22 protein-coding genes are annotated in these 21,250 nt (G+C 48.3%); 5 read left to right on the top strand and 17 right to left on the bottom strand.

Annotation, left to right across the window (positions count from 1 at the left end):
* Positions 1–10: 10 nt before the first annotated feature.
* Entirely contained in the window at positions 11–736 is a 726-nt protein-coding gene (locus AC3ZFK_RS04780; protein WP_487506719.1) for a TSCPD domain-containing protein, read from the bottom strand.
* 22 nt (positions 737–758) lie between these two features.
* Positions 759–2,939, bottom strand: a complete 2,181-nt coding sequence (locus tag AC3ZFK_RS04775) for an adenosylcobalamin-dependent ribonucleoside-diphosphate reductase (protein ID WP_487506745.1) — start codon at positions 2,937–2,939, stop codon at positions 759–761.
* Between the two features lie 598 nt (positions 2,940–3,537).
* Between AC3ZFK_RS04775 and AC3ZFK_RS04770 the strand changes: the two genes are divergently transcribed.
* On the top strand, positions 3,538–4,467 hold the full coding sequence (locus AC3ZFK_RS04770) for a DnaJ C-terminal domain-containing protein (RefSeq protein WP_487506720.1): 930 nt from the start codon (positions 3,538–3,540) through the stop codon (positions 4,465–4,467).
* A gap of 17 nt (positions 4,468–4,484) precedes the next feature.
* The gene (locus tag AC3ZFK_RS04765) at positions 4,485–5,915 is read left to right on the top strand and encodes a Do family serine endopeptidase (RefSeq protein WP_487506721.1); all 1,431 of its coding nucleotides are present in this window, start codon (positions 4,485–4,487) and stop codon (positions 5,913–5,915) included.
* 39 nt (positions 5,916–5,954) lie between these two features.
* On the opposite strand, the gene AC3ZFK_RS04760 is transcribed toward AC3ZFK_RS04765, so the two are convergent.
* A complete protein-coding gene (locus AC3ZFK_RS04760) occupies positions 5,955–6,602 on the bottom strand; it encodes an MBL fold metallo-hydrolase (RefSeq protein ID WP_487506722.1) in 648 nt (215 codons plus the stop codon).
* 61 nt (positions 6,603–6,663) lie between these two features.
* Here AC3ZFK_RS04760 and argA point away from each other — a divergent pair, with 61 nt between their 5' ends.
* Positions 6,664–8,004, top strand: a complete 1,341-nt coding sequence (argA, locus tag AC3ZFK_RS04755) for an amino-acid N-acetyltransferase (protein ID WP_487506723.1) — start codon at positions 6,664–6,666, stop codon at positions 8,002–8,004.
* Positions 8,001–8,636 carry a ribonuclease T gene (gene rnt / locus AC3ZFK_RS04750; RefSeq protein WP_487506724.1) on the top strand — a complete coding sequence of 212 codons (636 nt, stop codon included), beginning with the start codon at positions 8,001–8,003 and terminating at the stop codon, positions 8,634–8,636. Before argA ends, rnt begins: the two co-directional genes overlap by 4 nt.
* 24 nt (positions 8,637–8,660) lie before the next feature.
* On the opposite strand, the gene grxD is transcribed toward rnt, so the two are convergent.
* Positions 8,661–8,978 (bottom strand): Grx4 family monothiol glutaredoxin, encoded by a 318-nt coding sequence (gene grxD, locus AC3ZFK_RS04745; RefSeq protein WP_487506725.1) that lies wholly within the window; start codon positions 8,976–8,978, stop codon positions 8,661–8,663.
* A gap of 43 nt (positions 8,979–9,021) precedes the next feature.
* On the bottom strand, positions 9,022–9,771 hold the full coding sequence (locus tag AC3ZFK_RS04740) for a Nif3-like dinuclear metal center hexameric protein (RefSeq protein WP_487506726.1): 750 nt from the start codon (positions 9,769–9,771) through the stop codon (positions 9,022–9,024).
* A gap of 62 nt (positions 9,772–9,833) precedes the next feature.
* On the opposite strand from AC3ZFK_RS04740, the gene AC3ZFK_RS04735 reads away from it, so the two are divergent.
* On the top strand, positions 9,834–10,970 hold the full coding sequence (locus AC3ZFK_RS04735; protein ID WP_487506727.1) for a S1C family serine protease: 1,137 nt from the start codon (positions 9,834–9,836) through the stop codon (positions 10,968–10,970).
* Here AC3ZFK_RS04735 and hisC read toward each other — a convergent pair whose 3' ends face one another.
* From hisC to AC3ZFK_RS04675, 12 genes are all read right to left on the bottom strand, one after another.
* Complete coding sequence (gene hisC / locus AC3ZFK_RS04730; protein ID WP_487506728.1) at positions 10,971–12,044, bottom strand: histidinol-phosphate transaminase; 1,074 nt, start codon at positions 12,042–12,044, stop codon at positions 10,971–10,973. It lies immediately after the preceding gene.
* A 208-nt stretch (positions 12,045–12,252) separates the two neighbouring features.
* Entirely contained in the window at positions 12,253–13,545 is a 1,293-nt protein-coding gene (gene hisD / locus AC3ZFK_RS04725) for a histidinol dehydrogenase (protein ID WP_487506730.1), read from the bottom strand.
* A complete protein-coding gene (gene hisG, locus AC3ZFK_RS04720; protein WP_487506731.1) occupies positions 13,545–14,192 on the bottom strand; it encodes an ATP phosphoribosyltransferase in 648 nt (215 codons plus the stop codon). The genes hisD and hisG overlap by 1 nt, the downstream gene beginning before the upstream one ends.
* Before the next feature lie 32 nt (positions 14,193–14,224).
* Positions 14,225–15,481, bottom strand: coding sequence for a UDP-N-acetylglucosamine 1-carboxyvinyltransferase (gene murA, locus AC3ZFK_RS04715; RefSeq protein WP_487506732.1), 1,257 nt, complete (start codon positions 15,479–15,481; stop codon positions 14,225–14,227).
* A gap of 12 nt (positions 15,482–15,493) precedes the next feature.
* Positions 15,494–16,276, bottom strand: coding sequence for an ABC transporter permease (locus tag AC3ZFK_RS04710; protein ID WP_487506734.1), 783 nt, complete (start codon positions 16,274–16,276; stop codon positions 15,494–15,496).
* Positions 16,277–16,278: 2 nt separating this feature from the next.
* Positions 16,279–17,193, bottom strand: a complete 915-nt coding sequence (locus AC3ZFK_RS04705; RefSeq protein ID WP_487506735.1) for an ABC transporter ATP-binding protein — start codon at positions 17,191–17,193, stop codon at positions 16,279–16,281.
* Complete coding sequence (locus tag AC3ZFK_RS04700) at positions 17,174–17,482, bottom strand: STAS domain-containing protein (protein ID WP_487506737.1); 309 nt, start codon at positions 17,480–17,482, stop codon at positions 17,174–17,176. Before AC3ZFK_RS04700 ends, AC3ZFK_RS04705 begins: the two co-directional genes overlap by 20 nt.
* Positions 17,479–18,132, bottom strand: a complete 654-nt coding sequence (locus tag AC3ZFK_RS04695; protein WP_487506739.1) for an MlaC/ttg2D family ABC transporter substrate-binding protein — start codon at positions 18,130–18,132, stop codon at positions 17,479–17,481. The genes AC3ZFK_RS04700 and AC3ZFK_RS04695 overlap by 4 nt, the downstream gene beginning before the upstream one ends.
* An 8-nt stretch (positions 18,133–18,140) precedes the next feature.
* A complete protein-coding gene (mlaD, locus tag AC3ZFK_RS04690) occupies positions 18,141–18,704 on the bottom strand; it encodes an outer membrane lipid asymmetry maintenance protein MlaD (protein ID WP_487506741.1) in 564 nt (187 codons plus the stop codon).
* A 44-nt stretch (positions 18,705–18,748) separates the two neighbouring features.
* Positions 18,749–19,501, bottom strand: coding sequence for a lipid asymmetry maintenance ABC transporter permease subunit MlaE (mlaE, locus tag AC3ZFK_RS04685; protein ID WP_487506742.1), 753 nt, complete (start codon positions 19,499–19,501; stop codon positions 18,749–18,751).
* Positions 19,502–19,506: 5 nt separating this feature from the next.
* Positions 19,507–20,367, bottom strand: a complete 861-nt coding sequence (locus AC3ZFK_RS04680; RefSeq protein ID WP_487506743.1) for an ABC transporter ATP-binding protein — start codon at positions 20,365–20,367, stop codon at positions 19,507–19,509.
* An 86-nt stretch (positions 20,368–20,453) separates the two neighbouring features.
* Positions 20,454–21,065, bottom strand: a complete 612-nt coding sequence (locus tag AC3ZFK_RS04675) for a hypothetical protein (RefSeq protein WP_487506744.1) — start codon at positions 21,063–21,065, stop codon at positions 20,454–20,456.
* Between the last annotated feature and the right edge of the window lie 185 nt (positions 21,066–21,250).

Here is a 21,250-nt window from a genome sequence, read left to right as displayed (position 1 = left end):
CATAATCAAATTATCCACACTTGCTCTCACCACAATTTAGACAGGTCATGCACCCATCCATCTTAATCACTGCCTTGGTGCTGCATTTAGCACAGAGCTGAGCACCAGCAGGAAAACTGGTTGAAGCGGAGTCAGGCTCTGCTGTAGCTACCGGCTCACTCTTTCCCTGATTTTCAAACTCTGCCCGCTTCTTTGCCAGGAACTCTTTCTGGTGATCCTCCATGCAGTCACCACCAATCATCCCGATAAACTTTAGATGGCACTCGATACAGTCACCAATCTCAGCCACCAAAGATGGCATATACTTGCCGCCTTTCTTGAAATATCCACCACGTGGATCGAAGACTGACCGTAGCTCTTCCACCAGGAAGGTAACATCACCACCCTTGCGAAATACTGCAGAGATAATTCTGGTCAGCGCCACGATCCACTGGAAGTGATCCATGTTCTTGGAGTTGATGAAGATCTCAAATGGGCGGCGCTGCTCATGGTCTGTGCCTTCATTAAGAATCATATCGTTCACAGTCACGTAAAGTGCATGCTCTGAGAGCGGAGTCTTAATCTTGTAGGTTGAACCCACCAGCTGCTCGGGACGCTCCAGCTTTTCATGCATCTGGATCACATTGCCCTTGTCTTCAACGGTCTCTGTTATCGCCTCACCCGCAGACCCCCCTACTGAAAGGTCTTCGTCAACCACCTGGTATCCTACAATTTTAGTTTCAATCTTTACTGTCATTTTATTATCCCTCGGAAAGTTATCAGAACTTGCCGTAGTACCCCTCTTTTAGTGCATCATAGAGATTTGCTGCAGTATGCATTTCACCGTCATACTCAACCTCCTCATTCCCCTTAACCTCAACGGTCGAGCCATCCTCTGTTTCGAAACGGTAGGTGGTATTTTCCAGATCCTTCTCCTTAACCAGAACGCCCTGGAATGCCTCCGGATTGAAACGGAAGGTGGTGCACCCCTTTAACCCCTTCTCGTAGGCATAGAGATATACATCCTTGAACTCCTCGTAATCAAAATCAGTTGGGATATTAACTGTCTTGGAGATACTGGAGTCTATCCAGCGTTGCGCCTCTGCCTGAACGTCTACATGTGCCTTTGGATTGATGGTCTCGGAAGAGATGAAATAGTCAGGCAGGCTATTCTCTGGCTCTTCCGAATATGGCATTGCATTCTCATTGACTAGCTCTCGATATGCCAACAACTCATACGAGTAAACATCTACCTTCTCTTTGCTCTTCTTGCCTTCACGAATAATGTTCCTTGAGTAGTGGTGGGCAAAACTTGGTTCAATACCATTACTGGCATTGTTGGCCAGCGAGAGTGAGATGGTTCCTGTAGGTGCAATTGAGCTATGGTGGGTAAAGCGACTTCCGACCTCTATCATTTCCGCAACCAATTCCGGCTCTACCGCTGCCACCTGCTGCATGTAGCGGCTATATTTTGCATGCAAAATTTTACCCTGAACTGTATCCCCAACACTCCAGCCATCCTCTGCCATCTCTGGACGCATTCGCAACATGGATGAAGTAACCTCATATTCTTCATCCAGTGCAGGTGCAGCCCCTTTCTCCCTGGCGAGCTCTACCCCGGTTTTCCAACCTGTTACTGCAAGTTCACGAGTAACCTTTTCGGTAAATTCAAGTGAGGCGTCATTACCGTACTCCATTCCCAGCATTGTCATGGTTGAGCCCAGTCCAAGGTACCCCATGCCATGGCGACGTTTGGTGAGAATCTCATCACGCTGCTTTCCTAGTGGGAGACCATTAATCTCCACCACATTATCCAGCATGCGGGTAAATGTAGAGATAACCTTACGGTAGCTATCCCAATCAAAATGTGCATTCTCGGTGAATGGGTTCTCTACAAACTTGGTTAGATTTATAGACCCCAACAGACATGAGCCGTACGGAGGAAGAGGTTGCTCACCACATGGGTTGGTTGCACGAATATTCTCGCAGAACCAATTATTGTTCATCTCATTTACCTTGTCGATCAAGATAAAGCCTGGCTCGGCATAATCATAGGTTGAGGACATGATGACATCCCACAATCTCTGTGCACGGAGCTTCTGATAGACCTTGCAGGCAACTTTGCCCTCCTCGTTGGTTACATACCCCTTCCTATCCGACCAATCTCGCCACACAATCTGCTCAGGATTATTTTTGTCCAGCATCTCCCCCTCTATGACTTTCTCACTGACAGGAAAGGCCAGTTTCCAGTCACCATCACTACGTACAGCATCCATGAACTCCCTGGTGACCAGTAGCGACAGATTAAACTGCCGCAGACAACCATCCTCACGTTTGGCGCGGACAAAATCCATTACATCAGGATGACCAACATCAAAGGTTGCCATCTGTGCACCACGCCTCCCACCTGCCGAAGAGACGGTGAAACACATCTTGTCATAGATATCCATAAATGAGAGAGGGCCTGATGTATAGGCCCCAGCGCCAGCAACAAATGCCCCTTTGGGTCGCAGGGTTGAAAACTCATATCCGATTCCACAACCAGCTCGCAGAGTAAGCCCTGCCTCATGAACTTTTTCCAGAATCCCATTCATGGAATCCTCCACAACCCCAGAGACTGTGCAGTTAATGGTAGAGGTAGCTGGCTTATGCTCCTGCGCCCCTGCATTTGAGGTGATTCGTCCCGCAGGGATAGCTCCATGCTGTAGCGCCCAGACAAATTCTTCATACCATCTGTTCTTCAGCTCCGTACTCTCTTCTACATCTGCCAGAGCACGTGCTACACGTCTGTAGGTATCCTCGATAGACTCATCAACAATATCCCCGTCCTTGCTTTTTAGACGATACTTGGCGTCCCATATATCCAGAGATGCTGGCTGGAACGGGACAGAATTGGCAGAATTTGCCACTAAACTGTCTGTTGAGTCGGTTGGTACCGGCCGTAATTGAGCTGTTTTCATCATGTTTAAAGTTCTCCCCCCTTTTGGCGAACTAGGTGTTAACGAGGTCGTGTAACTGTGCCACTCTGTCTCTCAGTTGGATTTCTGTTATCTCAAGAGACTAGAGATATTTTTCTGACCATCAAAAACACAATATGTTGTGTTTAGAAAAATCAGCTTACCAGTAATCAAAACCATGTCAAGGTGCTGCAAGAAATTGTGTTACCTACGTAACATACTGTTATATATAGTACTTAATCATATCCTTCTAAATAAAACCCCTTTTTTTTCATACAGATAGAAAATATCATTTTTTTTACAAAACACTACATATTGTGTCTACAAACATTTTGTTAACAGAGTTATCCACAAACATATCCCGTATACTGTCGCCATGGAAAATAGCGGAACCTCTGAAAAAGATTAATGTGGTGGGGGTTTGGAGGAAGAGCTCTGCCCCCATGGGATAACTTGTGGAGAGAGATCTGATTAAGTCACTTCGTGACCCAATCAGCGCTTCCTAAACAGACAAAATCGATTGAATTTTATTCAGCAGATGGCATCCTCCATCTGACACTACGGCTGACTAGCCGAAAAGCCAGGACAACCCAGGGACAATATGGAATATCACGACTATTACAAGACGCTTGGGGTATCAAGGGATGCATCTCAGGATGAGATCAAAAAACAGTATCGACGGCTTGCACGCAAGTATCATCCTGACGTTAGCAAGGAGGGAGATGCTGAACAGCGTTTCAAGGAGGTGGCAGAGGCCTACGAGGTACTGAAAGATCCTGAGAAGCGCCAATCCTATGATCAGCTCGGTGCAAACTGGAAAGCCGGGGAGGAGTTTCGTCCCCCTCCAGGATGGGAGAGTGCATTTCACGGCAGAGAAGCCAATTTTGGAGGCCCGGGAGGATTCAGTGATTTCTTTGGCTCAGTTTTTGGCGGAGGAATGAGCGGAGGCATGGGTGGCGGCCACGTCAGAAACCATCCTGGAGCTGATCAGACAATGCGCATCTCTATCCGCCTGGAAGAGTCGTATGAAGGTTCTCGTCGCACCATTCAGATACCGGAAATCAACCCCAACGGAGAGATTGGCACTGCACGAAGAAAACTGGAGATTCGCATTCCAAAAGGGATTCAGGAGGGCCAGAAAATCAGGCTCGGCAAACAGGGGCAGGCCAGTCTCTCTGGAGGGCCTCGTGGGGATCTGTTGCTACAGGTGCAGTTTCAGAAAGACCAACAACTGCGTGCCAGTGGCAGTGATATCCTTATGAATCTTGTCATCACTCCATGGGAGGCCGCACTTGGTGAACGCATCACCGTACCCACACTGGGTGGTGACGTAGAGCTGAAAATTGGTGCGGGCACCCAGAGCGGGCAGAAGATGCGCCTAAAGGGCAGAGGCCTTCCCGGAACCCCGCCAGGCGATCAAACCCTGACTATACAGATTCATACGCCACCAGCAGAAAACCAGGAGATTGAACAACTCTATAATGAGCTTAGGGACAAGAGTGAATTCAACCCCCGTACACAACAGCGTTAATGATAAGATCGCCTGCCATGAGAAGAGTCCTTAGAGAAACGGTGCGGCTAGTATCCAAAACAGTACTGCTTACAACCATGGCACTGTCTCAATATGCCGAGGCGAGGCCGCTTGTAGATACCACTATTCCTCCTGGGTTTGGTAGTAGCCGTGGAGATATACCAACACTTGCCCCAATGCTGGCACAGGTGATTCCCGGTGTTGTCTCTATATCCGTCATTGACGCAAAAGATCGAAACGCAACCAACGAACAGGAAAAATCATCTGCTGGCTCCAGCAACCCCATGGATGACTTCAGTTTTCGTCCCTCACCACCCCGAGACCCACTACTTAAAAACAGTTCCGGACTGGGTGCTGGAGTAATTATTGATCACCAACAGGGATACATCATCACTAACCACCACCTTATTAGTGAATCCAAAGAGATAAATGTAACTCTTGATGATGGACGTAACTTTTCTGCCAACCTGATTGGTTCTGATCAAGAAACTGATATCGCACTATTGCAAATTAATGCTCCCCGTCTAACAGCTATCTCCATGGGAAACTCAAAAGAGCTCCGGGTTGGTGATTTTGTGATAGCAATTGGCAATCCGTTTGGTCTTGGCAATACCGCCACATCCGGCATTGTCAGTGCACTTGGAAGGTCAAATCTTGGACTTGAGAGATTCGAGGAGTTTATCCAGACTGATGCCTCAATTAATGTCGGCAACTCTGGTGGTGCACTTATCAACCTGAAGGGCGAACTGGTTGGAATCAATACTGCAATTCTTGCACCGAATGGAGGCAGTGTCGGTATCGGTTTTGCCATACCTGTAAATATGGTACGTGAGATCACTACACACCTGGCTCAACATGGAGCAGTTGAACGTGGATATCTTGGAATCACAACCAAGCAGCTGTCGTCCAATCTGGCCCGAACTCTTCGAATTGACCAGGGCGTACTGGTTGACAATGTTGAAACCAACTCCCCCGCAGAGTGGGCCCGTGTTCAGAAGGGTGACGTATTGATTGCAATCAATGGACATGACATTGAGGATCCAACACAGTTGGAAAATATTCTGGGGCTATTCCCCACAGGAAAACAGCTCAAACTATCCATACTACGCAGCGGACACCCCCGTCATCTGTTTGCAACGCTTACAAAACCGGAAAACCTGCAACTTTCAGGAGAGGAGATAAACAAAAACATGAGTGGAGTTATTCTCTCTACTCTATCTCCAGAACAGAAAAACCGTTACCTATCCGGCGGGATATCTGTCGACTCGGTGGACCCAAAGAAGAGCGGCTGGGTACTTGGACTACGCCCAGATGATGTTATCTTCTCTATCAATCGCCAACCAGTTAGGCGACTACGTGACGCACAAAAGGCTGGGGCACTATCCAAAAAAATGGTAATCCTGCGCGCCTATCGTGGCGACAAGATTCTTGAGATGATAATAAAATAACCATGAACCCTTGCGAAAGTAATCGCAAGAGTTCATGTCTCATGAGTTTTCCATCGGGCCGTATGGTGCACTACGAGTCTGATCATGGAGCTCCATGCGGTACTTAGTAAATGACTCCTCATCATCAAAATGCATAAACGGATTTCCCGCTCTCTCCTGTTTCAGGGTTGAGCTCTTGTCTATAGAGTAATTGTGCCCTGGAAATACCCTGGTCTCTGGATCAAACTGATCCAACAACCCATGGAGCGAATGAAACATTGCAACTGGATCACTGCCATCCAGATCACAACGCCCACATCCATAAACAAACAGGGTATCCCCGGTTATCAGGTTGCCATCTGTGTAATAGCAGACTCCCCCAGGCGTATGGCCAGGAGTCTCAACAGCAAGAATCTCGGTACTGCCAAGATCAATCTTGAAGGGGGCATCAAAACTGCTCCAATCCATGTTTTCCAACCCAAAAAATTTTGCCTCTATGGTATTTATATAGACCTTGGCACCACTCTTCTGCTGCAGTGACTCTACCCCATTAATATGGTCATTGTGACCATGGGTCAGGATAATTGCAGTGATCTTTAACTTCCTCTCAGCAGCATAATCAATGATCTTTTCAACCTCCCAGGCAGGATCAACCACGGCAGCCGTAGCAGTAGCACAATCCTCGATCAGATATATAAAGTTTTCCATTGGGCCGAGCTCCAGGGTATGAAGCTGAGTGGAATAATTGACCATTTGCTATAATCTCGCCGTGACCAGTGAAAATAGATTACCGTTTGTCTCCCTATTTAGAGGAGCTGCCCCATATATTAACGCACATCGTGGCAGGACCTTTGTAATTACCTTTAGTGGCGCCATGATGCAAGGTAGGCGCTTTCATGATTTTATCCACGATATTGCTCTACTGAATAGTCTTGGAGTTCGTCTGGTTCTGGTACACGGCGCACGCCCCCAGATCGATGCACAACTTGCATCTGCCGGCATAGAGAGTGAGATTGTTGGCGATCTTAGAATAACCAATGATAACGCTCTGCAAGCTGTAAAGGAGGTTATTGGAAGCATCCGCATCAGGTTGGAGGGAGAGCTCTCTAACAGTCTTCCAAACTCACCAATGTCTGGCTCGAAAATACGTATTGTATCCGGTAACTTTGTAACTGCTCGCCCGCTTGGTATTCGTGAAGGAGTTGATTACCAACATACTGGAGAGGTAAGACGCATTGATAAACCAGCTATTGATAACCTGCTGGATGAGGGATTTATTGTTCTACTCTCCCCAATCGGAACATCTCCAACTGGAGAGATATTTAACCTGAGTAGCGAGGATGTTGCGACTGCTGCAGCTACCCAACTAAGTGCTGACAAGATGATCTCGCTGATTGAAGCACCAGGCCTGCTGGATGGTAAAAAGAGGCTGATTCGTCAACTTACTCCGGATGAGGCAGAGAGGATTGTATCTTCCAGAAGAAAACTTCCCGAGCAGACAAGACGAACTGTTATGGGTGCAATTAATGCGTGTAGAGACGGTCTCTCCAGGGCTCATATTGTAGATGGCAGAAAAGATGGTGGCCTGTTACAAGAGCTCTTTACCAGGGATGGAATTGGAACCATGATCACCTCCGATCACTATGACATCATACGCCCGGCAACTATTGACGATATTGGAGGCATTATCGAACTGATCTCTCCTCTGGAGAGAGATGGAATTCTGGTTCCTCGCTCTCGTGAACTGCTGGAAATTGATATTGACCACTACACAGTCATGGAGAGAGACGGAACCATTATCGGAGTTGTCGCTCTCTATCCGGACCTTCCTCAACATATTGCCGAAGTAGCCGGCCTGGCGATTCACCCGGAGTACCAGAATGAGGGGCGTGGTGAGGCTCTTCTAAAATACCTTGATCGTTACATCAAGGAGCAGATGCCGAACAAGATAGAGCGTCTTTTTGTCCTCTCAACCCATGCCTCACACTGGTTTCAGGAGCAGGGATACAGCACCGCAAAGCTGACAGAGCTGCCTGTAAAACGTCAATCACTCTATAACTACAAGAGAAACTCAAAGGTATTCATTCGAACCCTGGGAGATATGAGATGAGCGAAAAATCTCTCATTGCAAAGAGGTTTCGGGGATTCCTGCCGGTTGTTGTAGATGTGGAGTGCGGCGGTTTTGATGCCAGGAAAGATGCGCTGCTGGAGATATCTGCAGTTATTCTCGACTTCAACAAAGATGGCAAGCTGGATATCCATGAGAGTCACGAGCAACATGTACTCCCCTTCAAAAATGCCAATCTCGATCCGAAAGCCCTGGAGTTTATTGGTCTAAGCGATCCGTGGCACCCCTTCAGGATGGCTGTTGAAGAGAAGGAGGCCTTGAAAACCATATTTGAGCCTGTCAGAAGAGCCGTCAAAGAGCGTGGTTGTAGTCGAGCCATTCTGGTTGGTCACAACGCCTGGTTTGATCTTGCCTTTCTTAATGCTGCTGTGGAACGCACCAAAATCAAGAACAGTCCATTCCACTCCTTCAGCAGTTTTGATACAGCAACTCTGGGCGGAGTATTCTATGGTCAAACCGTATTGGCAAGAATGGCTCAAGCAGCAGATATTGAATGGAACCATGAGGCTGCCCACTCCGCACTATATGATGCGGAACAGACAGCAAAACTTTTCTGCAAGATGGTCAACGACTGGGATGAGATCAGCCAGAGGTTTGCCCCACAAGCAAGTTAAGGAGCCTCTGAAAAAGCGTATCCGCTATTTCTCCGTTGCTGACTCCATCATCCTCTTCAGCTCACCGCTGTCACCCAGTTCAAGAGTAATGTCACAGCCCCCAACCAACTCGCCATCAACATAAATCTGTGGAAAAGTGGGCCAATCCGCATATTTTGGCAGATTTTCAAAAACCTCCGGGTCCTCAAGCACATTTACATACGAGAACTCAACTCCAGTCTCTTTCAATGCTGCCGATGCACGACTGGAAAAACCACAAACCGGGAACATCGGTGTCCCTTTCATATAGATAACAACCGGGTTGTTTTTTACCTGTTGATCAATACGCTCCAATACATCCATTGTTACACTCCATATTTCCTGACTATATTAGTTGGTCATTATATCAGACGGGATTATCTTCGTCGATAAAATGGTGCTCTATCCCAAACTGCTGGCTGATCCATCTGCCCAGAGCCTGTACACCACCTCGTTCTGTAGCATGGTGGCCACAACTGAAGAAGCAGATCTCGCGCTCCATTGCCTCATGGTAGCTACGCTCTGATATCTCGCCCGTAAGATACGCATCCAACCCAGCCTCTGCGGCCTGTACAATATACTTCTCTGCACCTCCACTGCACCATCCAATCCTCTTTATAGGGTGCTGATGGCCCTGGATCACCAATGGGTTGCGTCCCCTCAGCCCCTCTTTGATCTTTTCCTCCAACTCCTCAACGCTAACTGCCGAGGAGAGCTCGCCATACTGCACCAGCTCCGCAGCCTCCAAGACTCCTTCGGTGGTGCACCCCAATTGTGCGGCCCACTGTGCATTATTTCCCAGCTCTGGATGGGCATCTAGTGGAAGATGGTAGGCAACAAGATTTATCTCATTTTCCAGTAACAGTTTAAGCCGTTTTCGGCTTGGGCCCACAATACGTTGATCATCCCCACTCCAGAAAAGACCATGGTGCACCAGCAACATATCTGCATTACGTTCGACAGCCCTCTCAATTACATAGAGTGATGCAGTCACTGCAGTAACAACTGAGCCTAGCTCGCCCCTGCCCTCCACCTGCAAACCGTTGGGACAGTAGTCCTGAAATTGCTCAACCTCCAGGAGGTTATCCAGTGTGGTGACCAGTTGATCTCGCTCCATGCCATCTCCATGCTCTCTGATTCAATAGCTATTTGTATCACAGTTTGGTTATCATCTGCAGCATGAATCAACCCACCACCACAGCACTAATAAAATTGTTCACTTTTGCGCTTGCTGCGACCTTCCTCTTGATGTTGCTGCGACCAGAGCTTTTTATCCACTCCGGCCCAATAGTGGAGATTCAGCAGAGCAAAAACAGCCCTGTTGGAAGTGGTCCAGCTTCTTATGCAGATGCTGTTGCCATCGCCGCACCTGCTGTAGTCAACATCAATACAGCCAAGGTTGTAACGGAGCGCCGTATTACCCTGCTGGATGACCCGATTTTCCGCCATTTTTTTGGCGACAGATTGCGTGTTGTACCACGCAAACGTCTGGAGACCAGCCTTGGGTCTGGGGTAATAGTTAGCAGAGATGGATACATCCTGACCAACAACCATGTCATTGATGGTGCTGATGAGATCCAGATCTCACTACATGATGGACGTAGTGGAGAGGCAAAACTTATAGGTAGTGATGCAGATACTGATCTTGCCCTTCTGAAGATTGAGATGAGTGATCTCCCCGCCATAACATTTGGTCACTCCACTCCTCTCCGGGTTGGTGATGTTGCGCTGGCAATTGGAAATCCATTTGGCGTTGGACAGACTGTAACAATGGGAATTATCAGTGCTACAAACAGAAACCAGCTGGGAATAAGTAACCAGGAGAATTTTATTCAGACAGATGCTGCAATTAATCCTGGAAATTCTGGTGGTGCACTTATTGATGCATCTGGAAATCTGATTGGAGTCAATACAGCAATCTTTTCCAAAACTGGTGCCTCACACGGGATTGGTTTTGCGATACCCGTGTCCACCACACAGCATGTAATGAGACAGCTAATTGAACATGGTGTAGTACAGCGAGGATGGATAGGGGTAGAGATGCAGAATCTTACCCCGGAACTTGCTGCATCATTTGGAGTCAGTACAACTCATGGTGCAATTGTTGCAGGGTTATACCGTAATGGTCCTGCAGCAAGATCAGGATTAACCCCCGGAGATATTGTCACCCATGTTAATGGAGAGGCAATTCAGAGTGGTGAGGATGTTGCCAATATTGCACTCAATATGGAGCCCGGGTCTGTTCTTGAGTTTCGGGGGGTACACAATGGAGATACTGCGACATGGCGTATTACAATTGCCCCAAAAGAGCAGTGATCAGATCGCAGCAAGTCCTGCCTTCAAGGCGTCCATAAATTTGCCATTCTCTTCTGCCGTACTGACCGTTACCCGCAGACAATCAGCCAACGCACCACCAGCAGGGCTCATGTTCTTTATCAGCACACCACGATCCTTGATCTCCTTAAAGAGTTTATCTGCACAACCTGGAGCAACCCTGAACAGAATAAAGTTCGCCTGACTTGGATATACTTGTTCGATATATTTAATTACTGCCATCTTTTCAAGCAGATCGTCACGGTTATGTCGTAACTGTTCAGCCTGGCTGTGCAGCACTGATGAGTGCTGAAGAATGAAACTTGCCGCATGCTGGGTCAATACATTGATATTGTATGGTAGCCGTACCTTGTTGATCTCTCTAATCCATTTCGGATCACCTGCCATCAGGCCCAGACGTAGCCCAGCTAGCCCCATCTTGGAGACTGTGCGCATTACCAGAAGATTTTCATGCTCCGGTATATGTCCCATAAAACTCTCTTCGGCAAAAACATGATAAGCCTCATCAACCACTACAAAACCTGGGGCAACATGAAGAATTTTCCGGATATCATCAGCGCTCCATAAATTCCCTGTTGGGTTATTTGGGTATGCAAGGAATACAACAGCCGGCTGATACTGTTCAATCGCCTTAACCAATGCATCCATATCAAGATTGAAGTTGCTATCCAGCGGTATGCCGACAAAATCCATGCCGACAAAACTGGTGATCATCTTGTACATTACGAAGGTTGGCTCTGGAGCCAAAACAGTCCGTCCCGACTCAGCAACAGCCATCAACAACATCTGAATCAACTCGTCAGAACCATTACCCAGCACAATCTCACAGCCATCTGGCACCCCCATCTCCTGGCTAATCTGCAGAGAGAGTTCACGAGCTGCTGGATCCGGATAGCGGTTTATCTCTACACTACCGACCGAATCAAGCCACTCCTGCTGCAGTGGTTCTGGCCAGTGATACGGGTTCTCCATTGCATCCAGCTTTATCCAGTCACCCGGGTCTGGCACATGGTATGCAGAGAGCGCTTGAATCTCTGATCTGATCCACTGCTTCATAAGGATCTATCCAGAGTAGGGAACCTCTGAAAAAGCTTAATGGGATGGGGGTTTGGGGGAATGGCTCTATAGGTGTTGTTGTAACATACTGAACCATAACCCTTCCCCCATAGCATAACTTGTAAGGGAGATCTGATTGGGTCACGAAGTGACTTAATTAGAGCTGCTCTAGCCACAGGGAATTGACTGTTACGAAGAGTAAGCGCCATTATTTGTTGATTCTATATTCTGCAGAGCGGGCATGTGCCGTCAATCCCTCTCCTCGCGCCAGGATAGATGCGGTTTTACCAAGCTCTGATGAGCCTTCAGCAGAACACATTATCAGACTTGAGCGCTTCTGGAAGTCATAAACTCCAAGTGGCGATGAGAACCTTGCGGTTCTGGATGTTGGCAACACATGGTTAGGGCCGGCACAGTAGTCTCCAAGTGCCTCCGCTGTATAGCGCCCCATAAATATCGCCCCTGCATGACGAATACCTGGCAGTAGCGCCTGTGGATCATCTACCGAAAGCTCCAGATGCTCTGGTGCGATGTAGTTGGTTACCTCAAGTGCCTGCTCCATATTTTCCACCTGAATCAGTGCGCCACGGTCTGCAAGTGCAGTACGAATAATATCTGCACGCTCCATCCCATCCAGCAGTTTTTCTATACTCTGCTCAACCGCATCCAGAAAACCTGTGTCCGGTGATATCAGAATTGATTGTGCATCCTCATCATGCTCAGCCTGGGAGAAGAGGTCCATAGCAATCCAGTCCGGATCTGTCTTGCCATCACAGACCACCAGAATCTCTGAAGGGCCTGCAATCATGTCAATACCCACGCTACCAAATACCATACCCTTGGCTGTAGCAACGTAGATATTTCCCGGGCCCACAATCTTGTCAACCTGGGGAATTGTCTCTGTACCATATGCCAGAGCCGCCACAGCCTGTGCCCCGCCAACAGTATAGACCTGATCTACGCTGGAAATTGCGGCAGCAGCCAAAACCAGCTCATTGACTGTACCATCCGGGGTGGGTACTACCATAATCAGCTCTTCAACCCCGGCCACCTTGGCGGGAATTGCGTTCATCAGCACAGATGATGGATATGCCGCCTTGCCTCCAGGCACATAGAGCCCTACTCTATCCAGCGGGGTAACCTGCTGTCCAAGTATTGTGCCGTCTTCCTCGGTATAGCTCCAGGATTCCACCTTCTGATGCTGGTGGTAAAGACGCACCCGTTCAGCCGCATGCTCCAGAGCACCGCGCTGATCATCAGGCAGATCATCCAGCGCCCGCTGTAATCTCTCTTGAGATAGAGTTAGTGCCCCCATATCATCTACCGAAAGCCGATCAAAACGGTTGGTATATTCGACTAGCGCCTCGTCTCCGCGCTTGCGAACCTCCAACAGAACCTCTTTTACAGTCTGATGAACCTGCTCATTAGATACGCCTTCCCAGGCCAACAGCTGCTCCAGCTCTTTCTGAAAGTTGTTATCTAATTTGTTTAAGCGCCTCATTAGTTAACCTCTTGCTGCTGCTCTACCGCATCAGATATTTTCTGAATAAGATCCTTAACCTGTTGACTCTTCATCTTCATCGATGCCTTATTTACTACCAGCCTGGAGCTGATCTGTGCGATCTCTTCAAGTGGCTCCAGACCATTAGCCTTCAGAGTATTTCCTGTCTCTACCAGATCCACAATACAGTCAGCAAGCCCGACCAGCGGGGCCAGCTCCATTGCTCCGTAAAGTTTGATAATCTCGACCTGCTGCCCAAGTGATGCAAAATAATTTCTGGCCGAGTTTACATATTTAGTGGCTATCCGCATTCGACCATCAGGTGCAGGTGCACCAACTACTCCAGCTGTCATCATTCGGCAACGTGCTATCCTCAGATCCAGAGGCTCATAGAGATTACTGCTGCCATACTCCATCAGCACATCCTTGCCCGCTACTCCCAAATCTGCCACGCCCCTCTCCACAAAAGTCGGCACATCGGTTGCTCTGATTACAACCACCTTTACATGCTCCAGATTTGTATCAAGAATCAATTTTCTGCTGGTAACTGGATCATCAACAGGACGAATCCCGGCCGCCTCCAACAGAGGCAGGGTATCCTTGTATATGCGCCCCTTGGAGAGGGCAATTGTCAATGGCTTGTTCATCTCTCTATTGTAACTGATTGGCCTGGCAAATTTTATGGTAGGCGCTCAATATCCGCTCCCAGCTGCATAAGTTTCTCCTCAATCGTCTCGTAACCACGATCAATATGGTAGATGCGCTCTATCACTGTCTCCCCCTTGGCTGCCAGACCAGCCAGCACCAACCCTGCCGACGCTCTCAAATCAGTCGCCATCACTCTTGCCCCAGTCAATGATTCAACACCATCAACTACAACAGTGTGCCCCTGCATCCGGATATTGGCGCCCATCCGCTGAAGTTCCGGCACATGCATAAAACGGTTCTCGAAAATGGTCTCAGTAACCATCCCAACCCCCTTGGCAACTGTGTTGAGTGCCATAAACTGTGCCTGCATATCGGTAGGAAAGGCGGGGTGAGGCGATGTGGTCAAGGTAACTGCTTGCGCCCTTCTACCACCCATATCCAGAGCAATCGAATTCTCTCTGATGTCAAGATCAGCGCCAGCCTCCTCCAGCTTCAACAGCACCGACTCCAGCAATACAGGGTTGGTATCAACCAACTCTACACTGCCACCTGTAATGGCCGCAGCAACCAGGTAAGTACCCGTCTCAATTCGATCAGCAATTACGTTGTACTCTACCCCATGCAGCGACTCTACCCCTTCAATCTTGATGGTTGCACTGCCTGCACCACTGATTTTTGCCCCCATCCTGTTGAGGAAATTGGCCAGATCCACCACTTCTGGTTCGCGCGCAGCATTCTCCAGTACTGTTTTTCCGTCTGCCAACGTGGCTGCCATCATCAGATTCTGTGTGCCGGTTACAGTTACAGAATCCAGCAGGATATGCGCCCCCTTCAACTGGCTTGCCTTGGCATGAATATATCCATTTTCCACTGCAACCTCCGCGCCCAATGCGCGCAACCCGTCTACATGAAGATTTACTGGACGCGCCCCTATTGCACAGCCCCCAGGCAGAGAAACTATTGCCTCCCCAACCTTTGCCAACAGTGGACCCAACACCAGAATTGAGGCACGCATTGTCTTAACCAGGCTGTAGTCAGCAAATGGATTTGAAATGGTCGATGGATCAATCCCTACTCCATCAGAACTCTCCACCACCACACCAACTCCCATGGTTGAGAGGAGATTCATCATGGTGCTGACATCCTGCAGCTGGGGCACTCGACGGATAGAGACCGACTCATTCGCAAGCAGGGAGGCCGCAAGAATCGGAAGCACTGCATTCTTGGCGCCGGATATCCTGATCCGTCCATGAAGCGATCTACCACCAGTAATTCTTAACTTATCCATAACAGCAGAGTCCTACCCCCTTAGTTTGTAACCGGAACGAAGCATTCCAATGGAGAGCAGTGAGAGTGCGGTAAAAAACATGAACGCAACCACCATACTCTGTATATGACTAACATCAGACACTCCAAGAAACCCATACCTGAAACCATCAATCATATAAAATACCGGGTTATAGGCGGATATTTGCTGCCAAAAAGGTGGGAGATCCTGAATGGAGTAGAACACACCGCTCAGAAAGGTTAGTGGCAAAATAATGAAGTTTTGAAATGCTGAGAGGTGGTCATATTTATCCGACCAGATTCCAGCTATCACCCCCATCGCACCCATCACTCCGCTTGAGAGTGTTGCAAATAACAGAATCAATGCTACAGAGTAGATCTCCACATCCACCAACAGTGCCGCCACTGCCATAACCCCTATTCCCACCACTAACCCCCTGAGAATTGCAGCAGCAACGAAGGCAATATAGAACTCAAAAGATGAGAGAGGGGCCAGCAGCACAAATATGATATTTCCATTCATCTTGGACTGCAGAATACTGGACGATCCATTGGCAAATGCATTTTGAGCCAAGGCCATCATGACCAACCCAGGGATCAAAAAACTGCTGTAGCTATGCCCTTCATAGACCACTACTGCCTCCTCAAAGACCACTCCGAAAACCAGCAGATAGAGCAGAGTTGATACTGTTGGGGCCAATACTGTCTGTACAAAAACCTTGAGGAACCGCCACACCTCCTTGCGGAACAGGGTCCAACAGCCATATAAATTTTGTGGTTTAACTCTATTGATCATCACTAATCCCCGGTCAGATCCAGAAACACCTCTTCCAGAGTTGGCTCACGAATCTGTAACTGATGACTATCGACTCCCAGCTCTGTCAACTGCTGCAACAGTTGCTGCTTATCCTGCTCTACACGGGAGAGACGGATCTCTGTTCGGCTCCTGCTCCTGGAGATGACAGCAGACTCAATATTTGTCGGAAGCCCATAATTCGGATCTGGCATTTTTCCCACCACCGCCACTTGCCACGAACTTTGTGAGATCAGTTCCTGCTTGTCACTTAGCGCAACGAGAGCTCCCCTGTTCAGAATGGCAATACGATCACACATCGACTCTGCCTCCTCCAGATAGTGAGTCGTAAGCAGAATTGTATGGCCCTCTTTATGGAGACGATGCGCAAAATCCCACAGTGCCCGGCGCAGCTCCACATCTACCCCGGCTGTCGGCTCATCCAGCACCACTACAGGCGGGCGATGAACCAGTGCCTGGGCAATCAACACACGACGCTTCATCCCTCCCGAGAGGTTATGCAGGTTCTCATCTCTTTTATCAGACAGCTTGAGGGTATCCAGCAACTCCTCCAGCCACTGCCTATTCTCTCTTCCCAGTCCAAAATATCCAGACTGAATCTTCAACATTTCCCACACCGTGAAGAATGGATCGTAGACCAGCTCTTGAGGCACAACACCTATCTGACTTCTGGAGTGGCGATATTGGGTCACCACATCATACCCCATCACCTTGACCTGACCTGCAGTAGGCCTAACCAGCCCCCCCATGATATTTATAAGGGTTGATTTTCCTGCGCCATTAGGGCCCAGCAGGCCAAAAAACTCTCCCTGCTCCACACTAAAACCAACTCCTCGCAGGGCATTAGTAGCACCAAACTGCTTCTGAACCTGAACTATATCAAGTGCCAGAGAACTCATTCAGGATCCCATCCACACCACTCACCTGGGCCAGCCCCTCAAGCTTGTAAGGAACGTTCAAAAACCGGACCACCCGTTGATCTCTCTTCATCTGACGAAGCCACTCGATCAACAGTGCAAGCCCTGCACTATCTACACGCCTAACTCCTCCAAGGTCGACCACAAGATCGCCATGATTTCCAAAATAGTTGGTGGAGTCACGTAGAGCCTCTCTGGCAGTGGAGAACGTCATCTCCCCTTTAAGAAGAATATGGTGTTCTGATTCGACAACAAATGACAGGCTACTCACCCCTGCTCCTCAGCTATTTTATTGCCATCATTATTGTTGTGAGTTGAGAGACGTTTGATCAAACCATCCAGTCCAACCTTGCGAATCTCTGCCGCAAAACTGGAGCGATAGTTCTTCACCAGACTGACTCCATCAATAATAATATCGAACACCTTCCACTCTTTCTGCTTGTCCTGACGAACCTGGAACAGAACAGGAATCGGTGGCCCTCCATTACCTCCAGAGAATTCTGCACGTACCACTGCATCCTTGCGTTTTGGATTGCGATGAAATGGTTTAAAGGTGACACTTTTGCCTCGAAACTCAACCAGTGCGCCCGCATAGGTGCGGATCAACATACCGGCAAACTCATCCATAAACTGTTGGCGCTGCTCTGCTGTTGCCTTGCGCCAGCTTTTTCCAATAATCCAGCGTGACATGAGTTTCATATCCATATGTGGAATAACAAACTCATTAACCAACATTCTGGCAACCTGCTGCGTATGGGCAGGGTCTGTTTTCATTAGATCCTCCTCCAGCAGAAGCTGATCCATCACCTGTTCGGTCAGATTTCTGATCATCACATCTGGCCCCTCTTCTGCTGACACAGACGTACTGAACAGCAACCACGCCATCAGAAACCAGGCTAATTTGCCATATCTGATTGTCATGAACCACATCACTCCTTGTCCACCTGATTAAAGAGGAATTGTCCTATCACCTGTTCCAGAGCAATTGATGATTGCGTCATCCTGATCTCATCGCCGGGAAGAAGGAATGTTGCGCCCCCACCACCAGGCTCTATACCAACATACTGCTCACCCAACATGCCTGCTGTCAGAATTGATGCTGCCGCATCCTCATACAACACCGTAGCACACTCAGGAAACAGTACTGCCTCGCTATCTTCAGGTGGCTCATCTCCGCACAAGACCAGTATTGGCACTCCATCTTTATCCAGTATCTGTTCTCCAGACTCAGTCACTCTCTGTAGAGAGAGCTTTTCCGGATCAATCCTCATCTCTACAATTGCCCGGTACTCCAGATTATCGAGATAAACATCGGTAACCCTGCCAACCTGAACACCTGCCATGGTCACTGGTGCACGCACCTTGAGGCCACCAATCTCATCGAAACGGGCTTCCAGTCGATATCCAGAGTCACTATTGTAGCTACTCAAATTTCCAACATAGAAGGCCAACACAAGCAGGGCAACTATTCCCAACCCTGCAAAGAGTCCCACCCAGATTTCTACTGTTCTTTCCTGTCCCATTCTATGTCCCGTCTCTACGCACTAAACATCAAAGCTGTTAAAACAAAATCAAGTCCCAATACTGCTAAAGATGCATTCACTACTGTACGAGTTGTTGCTCTTGAGACCCCTTCTGATGTTGGTGTTGCATCATATCCCTCAAACAGGGAAATCCATATAATCACAAAACCAAACACCACGCTCTTGATAATCCCATTCAGGATATCATCATAAAAATCTACCCGCGCCTGCATCTGTGACCAGAAGGCACCATCATCTACCCCTAGCAGTGGGACCGCCACAAAATACCCCCCAAACACACCCAATACGGTAAATATTGCCGCAAGCAGTGGCATCGAGATAAAACCGGCCAGAAAGCGTGGGGCAATAATTCTACGTACTGGATCCACCGCCATCATCTCCATGCCAGAGAGCTGCTCTGTCGCCTTCATCAGTCCAATCTCTGCTGTTAATGCGGAACCTGCTCGTCCAGCATACAGCAGTGCTGCAACCACGGGACCCAATTCACGAACCAACGAGAGAGCCACCAGCACCCCAAGCGACTCCTCTGCCCCAAAATCAACCAGTGTATTGTAGCCTTGCAACCCCAACACCATCCCTACAAAAATCCCTGCTACCACAATAATCAGCAGAGAGTGGACACCAATCCAGTAGAGCTGACGAGTTACCAACCCAAAACGGGCAATCAGGCTCCCCATACCAGCCAGCACCCTGATCAAAAAAAGTTGCCCACGCCCCACTCTTCTGAAAATAGAGAGTAACTGCATTATCATTATATAGACCCCATCATCTCATCCTCAATGGACTCTGTCGGGTAGTGAAAAGGAAGCGGACCATCCGGCTCACCCTGCATAAACTGTTCTATCCATGCAGAACTATTCTGCTTAAGCTGTTTGGGAGAGCCCTTGCCAACTATCCTGCCTTCAGCCAGCAAGTAGACATAATCGGCTATTGCCATGGTCTCCTCCACATCATGGGAGACAATTATACTGGTTAGCCTCAAGGTCCTGTTAAGCTCACGAATAAGCTTCATCAACACCCCCATGGAGATTGGATCCTGCCCAGTAAATGGCTCATCATACATAACCATTATTGGATCCAGGGCAATGGCACGTGCCAAAGCCACTCTACGAGCCATTCCTCCCGAAAGCTCAGAGGGCATAAGCTCCTTTGCGCCACGCAGACCAACAGCCTGGAGCTTCATCAGCACCAGATCATGAATCATTGATTCAGGAAGATCGGCATGTTCTCGTAACGGGAAAGCGACATTTTCAAAAACTGTCATATCGGTCAACAGCGCACTGCTTTGAAACAGCATTCCCATACGCTTACGCAGAGAGTAGAGCAAGTTGTGGTCAAGCTCAGAGATATTTTTACCATCAACATGAACTGTTCCGGCTAAAGGCGATAGCTGCCCTCCAATAAGACGTAACAGCGTGGTCTTGCCAGTTCCGCTTGGCCCCATAATGGCAACAATTTTACCTCTGTGGATATCAAGGTTGATCCCCTGAAACAGCGGCAGATTATCACCATTGCGACTTTCGTGAGCAAACTCCAGATCTCGAATACGCACCAGCACATCTGGACGCCTTCTTTTCTGGGGTTTTCTTGTCTGTCTGTATGATTTTGGCACCAGTTGCTCACTAAATGGAAAAGGTAATCTGAATCTGGTAAAGAATTATGCCCAACCTGTAACGTAGAGGCTAATTGTAGTCAATATTACCCCAATAATGAGGAGATAGTCTCCGCATTTTCGATATTACCACTCAGTCCAGGGCCCGGAATAAAAATCAATGTATCGAGGTTCTCTTTTTTCAACAACTCAACGAGAGTTCTCATCTCCATGGGAATCAGCTCTTGTGACGCATGGAGCAGAGCAACCCCATCCCCTCCCCGTAGAGAGATAACTGACTCCATCAACGAATCATTTGTAGCGATATCTGCCATCTGGAAAAGTGGGATATTTGAGAATAAATCATGCGGGATCTCACAGTCCTCATACAGCAAAATCCCAACCAGCCTGTCATGTAAGAGAGCAATTTTTTTGAGCACCTGATTCTCCAGAAAACCCGGATCGGACAATAACTGCGAGTGGTGGAGGGAGATGTAGAAACCAATATTTTCGTGGGTATCATCCTCCCACCCCTCGACTGTATCTTGGTCAGCATCCATTAGCTCATCAAATGGAACAACCACCACATCAACCATATTGGATATATAGGTCAATCTCCACTCATCAGGCAGATCATCCGGATATAGATTGCTCTCCTGGAACCCACTATTCCATCCGAACACACCAACCCTAAGCTGTGGAACAACTATATTTTTCAATTTAGGAACCTCTGAAAAAGCTTGAAAAAATCACGCAATGCAATGACATCGATTGATTATATCAAGCGTTGCATAAGTTGATGCATACCCTTTTCAGGGTGCGCTATACAACATCCCTGTTCGCTCGACGATAGCCGTCCCTGGCTATCGACACCCCTAAAAAGGGTATGCATCAACTTATGCAA

The organism is Candidatus Thiopontia autotrophica, from assembly GCF_982804495.1.
This window is presented reverse-complemented; position numbering and strand designations above follow the sequence as displayed.